Consider the following 8,881-nt stretch of genomic DNA (forward strand, 5'->3'; position numbering starts at 1 on the left):
CGATCTCTCGAACGGCCCGTAGAACCGGGTAAAACCGGATCAAATCCGAGTTAATCGGGCTTAACGGAGTTCCCGACTTATGGGGAGCGGGCGGCACGACCCGAGTGGACATGAGCGAACGCACGATACGGCTGCTGGTGATCGCGGTCGTCACGATCGGCGCGGTGACCGGCGTCGCGGCCGCCGAGGAAACGCTCGGCGTGACGGTCGAGGACGCCGACGGCGAACCGACGGTCACGGTGACCGAGAACGACTCCGCGGTCGAGAACGCGACGGTGATCGTGAGCGTCGCGGACGACGAGACGAACGCCTCGTATGCGGGAACGGGGGAGTACGCGACCGACGCGAACGGCACGGTCGACCTCCCGGCCCCCGATGAGGACGTGACCGTCGAAGTGACCGCGACCGACGGGAACGCGACCGGCTCGACGACCGCCGACCTCGACGTGCCCGACGGGCTCGAGGTGGACGTCGAGGACGCCGACGGCAAACCGACGGTCACAGTGACCGAGAACGACACCGCGGTCGAGAACGCCTCCGTGAACGTCACGACCGTGACGGCGGAGAACGCGACCGACGACGCCAACACGACCGACGACGCCAACACGACCTACGTCGGCGAGGGGAACTACACGACCGACGAGAACGGCACGGTCGGGCTCCCCGCCGCCGAGGAGAGCGTCACCGTCGAGGTGACGGCGACGGTCGGAAACGGGACCGCCTCGACGACCGTCGACCTGACCGCCGGCGACGAGGCCGACGAGGACCGGCCGTTCGGACAGCTGGTTCGCGAGTTCATCGGGAGCCTCGGGGACCGCGACGGCGGTGTCGGCGGGGCCGTCTCCGACTTCGTGACCGAGAACAACCCCGGGAACGCCCCCGATCACGTGGGAAGTCCCGGCGGCCCGAGCGACGACGCCGGTAACGGCAGCGACGCTGACGAGGACGACGCGTCCGGAAACGCGCCTGCTGAGGCCGAGAACGGTGACGACGGCGAGCAGGGCCCGCCGGACCACGCAGGGAACGACGCTGACGAGGATGAAGACGACGCTGGCGAGGACGCCGGTTCGGACGAAGACGACGGCGAGGATGCGGATGAAGACGACTCTGAGGAAGACGATGCCGACGAGAACGACGCTGACGAAGCCGACGACGGCGAGGACGAGAACGAAGACGATGACGCGGATAACTCCGGCAACGGAAACGGTCCCGGTAACGCGCCCGGAAACGGCCCGCCGTAGCTGACGGACGGTACGGCTATCGGTGACTGAGCGCGGACGACCGACTGCGAACGACCGGCCTCTTTTCGATCGCGACCCGGTGTCGGCATCGTTTAGTGTGCGGTGAGCGAACCGGAGGACATGAGCGAGAGCACGTATCCGCCGGTCACGGAGCACCTGTCGGACCCCGAAACGGCCCGTGAGGAGGGGCGCCGCAAGATGGACTGGGCGCTCCAGCACATGCCGATCCTGAACGCGCTCCGCGAGGAGTTCGAGACGGAGCAACCCCTCGCGGGCGAGACGATCGCGATGGCGATGCACGTCGAGGCGAAGACGGCGAACCTCGTCGAGCTGCTCGCCGACGGCGGCGCGGAGGTCGCCATCACCGGGTGTAACCCGCTCTCGACGCACGACGACGTCTCGGCGGCGCTGAACGAGCACGAGTCGATCACCTCCTACGCGGTCCGCGGCGTCGGCGACGAGGAGTACTACGACGCGATGCACGCGGTCGTCTCCCACCGGCCGACGATCACCGTCGACGACGGGATGGACATGGTGAAACTCGTCCACGAGGAGTACCCCGAGCTGATCGACTCGATCCTCGGCGGGGCCGAGGAGACCACCACCGGAGTCCACCGCCTGCGCGCGATGGACGCCGACGGCGAGCTCCATTACCCGGTCTTCGCCGTGAACGACACGCCGATGAAGCGCCTGTTCGACAACGTCCACGGCACCGGCGAGTCCTCGCTCGCGACCATCGCGATGACGACGAACCTCTCCTTCGCGGGCAAGAACGTCGTCGTCGGCGGGTTCGGCTACTGCGGCAAGGGCGTCGCGAAGAAGGCCGCCGGCCAGAACGCGAACGTCATCGTCTGCGAGGTCGACCCGCGAAAGGCGCTCGAGGCCCACATGGAGGGATACGAGGTGCTCCCGATGACGGAGGCCGCCGCGAAGGGCGACGTGTTCGTCACGACCACCGGCAACCGCGACGTGATCACCCGCGAGCACTTCGAGGTCATGAACGACGGCGTCCTCCTCGCGAACGCCGGCCACTTCGACGTGGAGATCAACCTCGAGGAGCTCGACGACCTCGCGGTCGACCGCTTCGAGGCCCGTGACGGCGTCGAGGGGTACGAGATGCCGGACGGCCGCGTGCTCAACGTGCTCGCCGAGGGACGGCTCGTCAACCTCGCCGCGCCCATCGCGCTCGGCCACCCGGTCGAGGTGATGGACCAGAGCTTCGGCGTCCAGGCGGTGGCCGTCCGCGACCTCGCCGAGAACGCCGACGCCTACGACCCCGGCGTCCACGACGTCCCCGACGACCTCGACCGCGAGGTCGCCGAGATCAAACTCGCCGCGGAGGGCGTCGACCACGACTCGCTCTCCGAGGCACAGCGCGAGTACATGGGCAGCTGGGAGCACGGGACGTAAGGGGTACACCGACGGAACGGGCGTCGAGTGCCCCCCGACCGATCGCTGAGAAAGTTCTTTGTGAGTCTGTATGCAACCGTATGCGTATGTCGAAGAGTATCCGTCTCTCGGAAGAAGCGTACGAGCGGCTCGCCGCACACAAACGCGAGGGCGAGACGTTCTCCGACGTCGTCCTCCGGCTCGCAGGGGAGCGGTCCATCCTGGAAATCGCCGGAGTTCTAAGCGACGACGAAGCCGACGCGCTCCGAGAGGCCGTCGACGAGCGACGCGAGCGACGCGCCGCCGAACTGGAAGATACCGTCGATCGACTCCGGGAAGCGTAGCGTGCTGCTCGACACGTCGTTTCTCATCGATCTGATGAACGGAGACGAAGACGCCGTCGAAAAGGCACGAGAGTTAGAAACGGAACTCGTCCAGCAGCGTCTCTCCTCGATGACACTCTTCGAGCTGTACTACGGCATCGCTCGGGCGACCGAGTCGGAAGCCGAGCGCGAGAAGGTCGAAGCAGTCCTCGACTCGAAACCGGTCCACCCGGCCGACGCCGCCGTCATGCGGAAGGCCGGTCGGATCGCAGGAGAGCTACAGAACGAGGGAACGCCCGTGGGCGACGGAGACGTGATCATCGCCGCCACGGCCGAGGTCGTCGAGGAAGCGGTTCTCACCAGAAACGTCGACGACTTCGAGCGTCTCGGGGTCGACATCGAGGAGTACTGAGAAGTACCGTTCAGAGCTATCCACCCACGCGATCGACCCGACCCTTTCTCGCGCCCTTTTTGAACGACACGCGCGTACACCGGCCAGTGACAGTCACGAGTCTCCACGATCCGAGCCACCGCGAGGCCCTCTGGGAGCTGGAGGCGGCGTTCGACCGCGGGGACCTGGTCAGCGTCTTCGGCCGCTGTACGGTCTCCTACGAGGGGCGCGCCGCCTCCGACCTCGGCACGGGCGACCGCCTCCTCCTCTTGAAACCCGACGGGGCCGCCCTCGTCCACACCGACGAGGGCCGCCAGCCCGTCAACTGGCAGCCGCCGGGGTCGGAACACCGCGCCGCGGTCCGGGAGGGGCGGCTCCGCGTGGTGTCGACCCGAACGACCCCCGACGAAACCCTCACCGTCCGCTTCTCCGACGTCCACGAGCTCTCCGCGATGCCGGTCACCGGCGGACGCGACCTCGCCATCCACGGAACCGAGGAGGACCTCCGGACCCGGATCCTCGAACGTCCCGACCTGATCGAGTCGGGCTTCGAGCCGCGGGAGACCGAGCGGCCCTCCAGCGCCGGTCCGATGGACGTCTTCGGCGTCGACGCCGACGGCAACCCGGTCGTCGTGGAGCTGAAACGACGGCGGGTGGGCCCCGACGCGGTCGGCCAGCTCGCCCGGTACGTGCGGGCGCTCCGGGAGGAACTGGGTGTCGACGAGGAACGCGACGATCCCCTCGATAGCGACGGTGACGACGCCGCAGCCGACGCAGCCGAGATCGACGGCGATGACACCGCAGCCGACGCCGACGCGATCGATCTCGAGGTCCGCGGCGTGCTCGTCGCCCCCTCGATCACCGACCGCGCCGCGGAGCGACTCGCGGACCGCGGATTCGACCACGTCGCCCTCGAGCCGGCCCCGGAGGAGTGAGGCCCCGACCCGAGTGATGGCTCGATATTCATCACACGTGGGAGGTCACACACGGCCACGCACGCGACCGTCCCGCCGTCTCCGTCGCGGTATCGAAGGCTTTATCGACGCAGCGGAGGCTACATCGGACAAGTAACCATGTCCGACAAACCCGCCTCTATGTACCGGACGATAGACAAGCCCTCGTACACCCGGCGCGAGTACATCACGGGCATCCCCGGCTCGAAGATCGCCCAGCACAACATGGGCGACCTCTCCACGGAGCCCGACGACTACCCCGTCGAGATCAGCCTCCGGGTCGAGGAGGAGCTCCAGATCCGCCACGGATCGCTCGAGAGCGCGCGCCTGTCGGCGAACCGCCACCTGATCAAGGAGCTCGGCGAGGGGAACTACAAGATGACCCTTCGCAAGTTCCCACACCAGGTCATCCGCGAGAACAAGCAGGCGACCGGCGCGGGCGCGGACCGCGTCTCCGACGGGATGCGCCAGGCGTTCGGCAAACCCGTCGGGACGGCCGCCCGCCTCGACAAGGACGACGTGGTCTTCACGGCGTACTGTACGGTCGACCAGGCCCCCGTCGTGAAGGAGGCGTTCCGCCGCGCGTACAACAAGCTCTCGCCGCCGTGCCGGATCACGGTCGAGCGCGGCGAGGAACTGCTCGTCGCGTAGACGACTACTCCGGCGGTCGACGCGCCGTCTCTTCACCTGCAGTCCCTCCGCTTTGCTTCCCCCGAAGTACCGACCCGGAACGCCCGCTTCCGAGACGAATCGCTGATATACCTCGCTCGCGTACCGCTCCACAGTGTCAACGCAGCTGGCCGAGGTCGAGACGCTGTTCCTCCACGAGGCTCGGAGCGACTACACCGTGGTCGCGAACCGGGACGGGAGCCGGGTGCTTCGCGGTCGCTTGGAGCTCAAGGAGACGTCGGCGGGCCCCAGACCCGGGAAGTTCCGCGTCATCAGGGACGGCGAGGACCACCCCCGGTCACCCGACGAGTTCGTCGACCTCGCCCGTGCGGCCTCGCGGATCCGGATCTCCGAACAGACCTCGCCGGAACGCCGCGAGCGTCTCCGGGAGATGCTCGGCGGCTACCAGCTGGAGGCGATGACGGTCCGGACCTGTCGACGCTGCGCGAACGACGGCCGCTACGGTCCGATCACGGCCGAAACCGCGATCGAACACAACGGCGAGCACGTCTGTCGGGACTGTGCCCGCCGCGAGCTCGAACGCGAGCTGTCGTACAAGGGCGATTTCACTGGCGCGGCGGAGGAGCGGTTGGAGGAGCTCCTCTACGACTCGAAGGACCTCGACCGGATCATCAACCTGCTCTCGGGCGGGCTCGACCCCGATCTGACCAAGTACGACGAGGTGTCGGCCACCGTCGACGACGTCTCGCCGGTGCGAACCGACGAGCTCGACCTCCACCCCGATCTGGCCGATCACGTCCAGGGCCGCTTCGAGGAGCTGTTGCCCGTCCAGAGCCTCTCGGTGCGGAACGGCCTGCTCGACGGCGACGACCAGCTCGTCGTGAGCGCGACCGCGACGGGGAAGACCCTCGTCGGCGAGCTGGCCGGGATCGACCGGGCGCTTCGCGGGGAGGGAAAGCTCCTCTTTCTGGTCCCGCTCGTCGCGCTCGCCAACCAGAAGCACGAGGACTTCGAGGACCGCTACGGCGACGTACTCGACGTCTCGATCCGCGTGGGATCCTCCCGGATCGCCGACGACGGCAACCGCTTCGACCCGAACGCGGACGTGATCGTCGGAACCTACGAGGGGATCGACCACGCGCTCCGGACCGGGAAGGACCTCGGCGACGTGGGAACGGTCGTCATCGACGAGGTCCACACGCTGAAGGAGGGCGAGCGTGGTCACCGGCTCGACGGCCTGATCTCCCGGCTGAAGTACTACAGCGAGGACCGGATGGCGACCCATGAGGGCTACGGCGGCACCCAGTTCGTCTACCTCTCGGCGACGGTCGGCAATCCCGAGTGGCTCACCGAGAAGCTGCGTGCCACCCTCATCGAGTTCGAGGAGCGCCCCGTCCCCATCGAGCGCCACGTCACGTTCGCGGACGGCCGCGAGAAGGCCGAGATCGCCGACAAGCTCGTCAAACGCGAGTTCGACACGAAGTCCTCGAAGGGGTACCGCGGGCAGACGATAATCTTCACCAACTCGCGGCGACGGTGTCACGAGATCAGCCGAAAGCTGCGATACGACTCCGCGCCGTACCACGCCGGGCTCGACTACGGCCGGCGCAAGAAGGTCGAGCGCATGTTCGGCGACCAGGAGCTGTCGGCGGTCGTGACCACCGCGGCGCTGGCCGCGGGCGTCGACTTCCCCGCCTCGCAGGTGATCTTCGACACGCTGGCGATGGGGATCGAGTGGCTCTCGGTCCAGGAGTTCTCCCAGATGCTCGGGCGGGCGGGCCGGCCGGACTACCACGACCGCGGCCGGGTGTACCTCCTCGTCGAGCCCGACGCCGTCTATCACAACTCGATGGACCGAACCGAGGACGAGGTCGCGTTCACCCTGCTCAAGGGCGTGATGGAGGACGTGGCGACCCACTACGACGAGACGGCCGCCGTCGAGGAGACGCTGGCGAACGTCGTCGTCGCGGGCAAGCAGGCGAAGCGGCTCAACGACCGGATGATCGGCGACGTGCCGACGAAACACGCGGTCGGGAAGCTGCTCGAGTGGGAGTTCATCGACGGCTTCTCGCCGACGCCGCTCGGACGGGCGATCTGTCGGCACTTCCTCGCGCCCGACGAGGCGTTTCGGATCCTCGACGCGGTCCGGAGGGGAACTGACCCCTACGACCTCGTCGCGGACCTCGAGCTGTACGACGACGGGGAGTGAGCCGCCGTCCGGAACGACGAACGAAACGCTTTAGCGGCTCATCCGGGTAGTGATGGGCACGGGACCATGGGTTAGTGGTATACTTCGGGCCTTGGGTGCCCGTGACCCCGGTTCGAATCCGGGTGGTCCCATCCTGCCGCTGCGAGCAGTCCGCGAGCAGCGGCAGGCGGAGCGGATTCGAAACAGGGAACGGAGCGAGCGGAGTGACTGAGGTTCGAATCCAGGTGGTCCCATCCTGCTGCGAGCAGTTCGCGAGCGCCGCGGTCGTGAATCCGGGCGGCCCCGCTCAGTCCCATGCTGACCAGGATCTCCCTTTCGTTCTTTCCTACTCCGCCGATCCCGGCGAAGCGTATTTCACTCGATGCTTCCTCGGGGAGGGCATGGACGTCCTCTGTGTCGACGGCGATCCGGACTCCCTCGAGCGCACGGTGGCGTCCGTTCGGCGGGAACTCCCCGACGCGATGCCGCGTTCGGCGAGGACGGCCGAGGCGGCGCTCGATCTGCTCGCGACCGACTCGATCGACTGCGTCGTCAGCACGCTTGAACTACCCGACGGAAGCGGGATCGACCTGCTGGAATCGGTACGGTCCTCCCACGGACCGCTTCCGTTCGTCCTCGCCCCGAGAGCGGGGGCCGGAAGCGAGTCGCTCGCCGCCGCCGCGGTCGAAGCCGGCGTCTCGGCGTACGTGCCGTCGGGGTCTGAGGACGGGGACGGGGGTCGATACGTGCGGATCGCCGCGTGCGTCCGCGACGCCGTCGAGGAAGGGATCGACTCGACGGCGTCCGAACACGCCCGCCAGCTCGGGGCGCTCCACGAGGCGAGCGTCGGGCTCATCGCCGCGACCAGCCACGAGCGCGTCGCGGAGGTGGCCGTCGCGGCCGCGAGCGACATCCACGGGCTGGAGGCCAGCACCGTGTACCTGTACGACGCCGACGCGAACGTGATCGAACCGATCGCGTCGACGCCGGCCGCGTTGAACCTGTCCGGAGGCCCGCCGACGTACCGACCGGGCGAGAGCATCGTCTGGCGCGTCTTCGAGCGGGGCGAGCCGGAGGCGGTCGAGGACGTGCCGTCCGATCCGGACGCGTACAACCCGGACACGCCGATCCGGAGCCAACTCACCCTTCCGCTCGACGAGTACGGCGTTCTCGTGTCCGGCTCCCACGACCCGGGGACGTTCGACGAGCGCGACGTGACGCTCGGCCGGATCCTGGCGGGGAACGTCGTCGCGGCGCTCGAGCAGGTCGATCGGGCGCGAACGCTCGAGGAGCGGAACGAGCGGCTCGACGAGTTCGTCCGCGTCGTGAGCCACGACCTCCGGAACCCGCTCGCGGTCGCGACGGGGAGACTGGAGCTGGCTCGTGCAGAGCTGGCCGACGTCGGAATCGAGAGCGAGCACGTCTCGAGCGTCGAGTACGCGCTCGACCGGATCGAGGCCCTGATCGACGACCTGCTCCGACTCGCGAGGGAGAACGACGCGGACGTCGAGCTCGAGCCGCTCCGGCTGTCGGCGCTCGTCGACCACTGTCGCGGGGCCGTCGACACGGAGAACGCGACCCTCCGGACGGAGACCGACCGTACCTTCCGCGGGGACCGCGGCCGCGTCCGCCAGTGTTTCGAGAATCTGGTTCGAAACAGCGTCGAGCATTAGTGATAGTCATAACTTTTGAATAGATAGGAAGCGATCTATCCATGACTTTGCGAAGCTTATCCGATCGGCGTAGTCGTGAAAGATCGAACAGAT

The 8,881-nt window shown here is 67.8% G+C and carries 8 protein-coding genes and 1 tRNA gene; all 9 read left to right on the plus strand.

The window, feature by feature from the left end; all coding sequences use genetic code 11:
• The first annotated feature begins 110 nt into the window (after nt 1-110).
• The 9 genes from EAO78_RS10180 (at nt 111) to EAO78_RS10220 (ending at nt 8,788) form a co-directional block, all read left to right on the plus strand.
• Nucleotides 111-1,241 (plus strand): hypothetical protein, encoded by a 1,131-nt coding sequence (locus tag EAO78_RS10180; protein ID WP_122105729.1) that lies wholly within the window; start codon nt 111-113, stop codon nt 1,239-1,241.
• A 120-nt stretch (nt 1,242-1,361) separates the two neighbouring features.
• Nucleotides 1,362-2,651, plus strand: a complete 1,290-nt coding sequence (locus EAO78_RS10185) for an adenosylhomocysteinase (RefSeq protein ID WP_122105730.1) — start codon at nt 1,362-1,364, stop codon at nt 2,649-2,651.
• A gap of 86 nt (nt 2,652-2,737) precedes the next feature.
• Nucleotides 2,738-2,974: an antitoxin VapB family protein gene (locus EAO78_RS10190; RefSeq protein WP_122105731.1), complete on the plus strand. Its 237-nt coding sequence runs from the start codon at nt 2,738-2,740 to the stop codon at nt 2,972-2,974.
• Nucleotide 2,975: 1 nt separating this feature from the next.
• On the plus strand, nt 2,976-3,365 hold the full coding sequence (locus tag EAO78_RS10195; RefSeq protein WP_122105732.1) for a type II toxin-antitoxin system VapC family toxin: 390 nt from the start codon (nt 2,976-2,978) through the stop codon (nt 3,363-3,365).
• A gap of 86 nt (nt 3,366-3,451) precedes the next feature.
• On the plus strand, nt 3,452-4,279 hold the full coding sequence (nucS, locus tag EAO78_RS10200) for an endonuclease NucS (RefSeq protein WP_122105733.1): 828 nt from the start codon (nt 3,452-3,454) through the stop codon (nt 4,277-4,279).
• A 138-nt stretch (nt 4,280-4,417) separates the two neighbouring features.
• Nucleotides 4,418-4,948 (plus strand): 50S ribosomal protein L16, encoded by a 531-nt coding sequence (locus EAO78_RS10205; RefSeq protein WP_122105734.1) that lies wholly within the window; start codon nt 4,418-4,420, stop codon nt 4,946-4,948.
• A gap of 133 nt (nt 4,949-5,081) precedes the next feature.
• The gene (locus EAO78_RS10210) at nt 5,082-7,136 is read left to right on the plus strand and encodes a DEAD/DEAH box helicase (RefSeq protein ID WP_122105735.1); all 2,055 of its coding nucleotides are present in this window, start codon (nt 5,082-5,084) and stop codon (nt 7,134-7,136) included.
• A gap of 60 nt (nt 7,137-7,196) precedes the next feature.
• Nucleotides 7,197-7,267, plus strand: a tRNA-Pro gene (locus tag EAO78_RS10215).
• A gap of 249 nt (nt 7,268-7,516) precedes the next feature.
• On the plus strand, nt 7,517-8,788 hold the full coding sequence (locus tag EAO78_RS10220; RefSeq protein ID WP_122105736.1) for an ATP-binding response regulator: 1,272 nt from the start codon (nt 7,517-7,519) through the stop codon (nt 8,786-8,788).
• Nucleotides 8,789-8,881: the final 93 nt, after the last annotated feature.

It is taken from the genome of Halobellus captivus (assembly GCF_003697845.1).
In the GTDB taxonomy this organism is placed as follows: domain Archaea; phylum Halobacteriota; class Halobacteria; order Halobacteriales; family Haloferacaceae; genus Halorubrum; species Halorubrum glutamatedens.

Coding starts and splice junctions, on each gene's coding strand:
- EAO78_RS10205 (WP_122105734.1), top strand. CDS start 4,418: ATGTCCGACAAACCCGCCTCTATGTACCGGACGATAGACAAGCCCTCG.
- EAO78_RS10220 (WP_122105736.1), top strand. CDS start 7,517: ATGGACGTCCTCTGTGTCGACGGCGATCCGGACTCCCTCGAGCGCACG.
- EAO78_RS10190 (WP_122105731.1), top strand. CDS start 2,738: ATGTCGAAGAGTATCCGTCTCTCGGAAGAAGCGTACGAGCGGCTCGCC.
- EAO78_RS10185 (WP_122105730.1), top strand. CDS start 1,362: ATGAGCGAGAGCACGTATCCGCCGGTCACGGAGCACCTGTCGGACCCC.
- EAO78_RS10180 (WP_122105729.1), top strand. CDS start 111: ATGAGCGAACGCACGATACGGCTGCTGGTGATCGCGGTCGTCACGATC.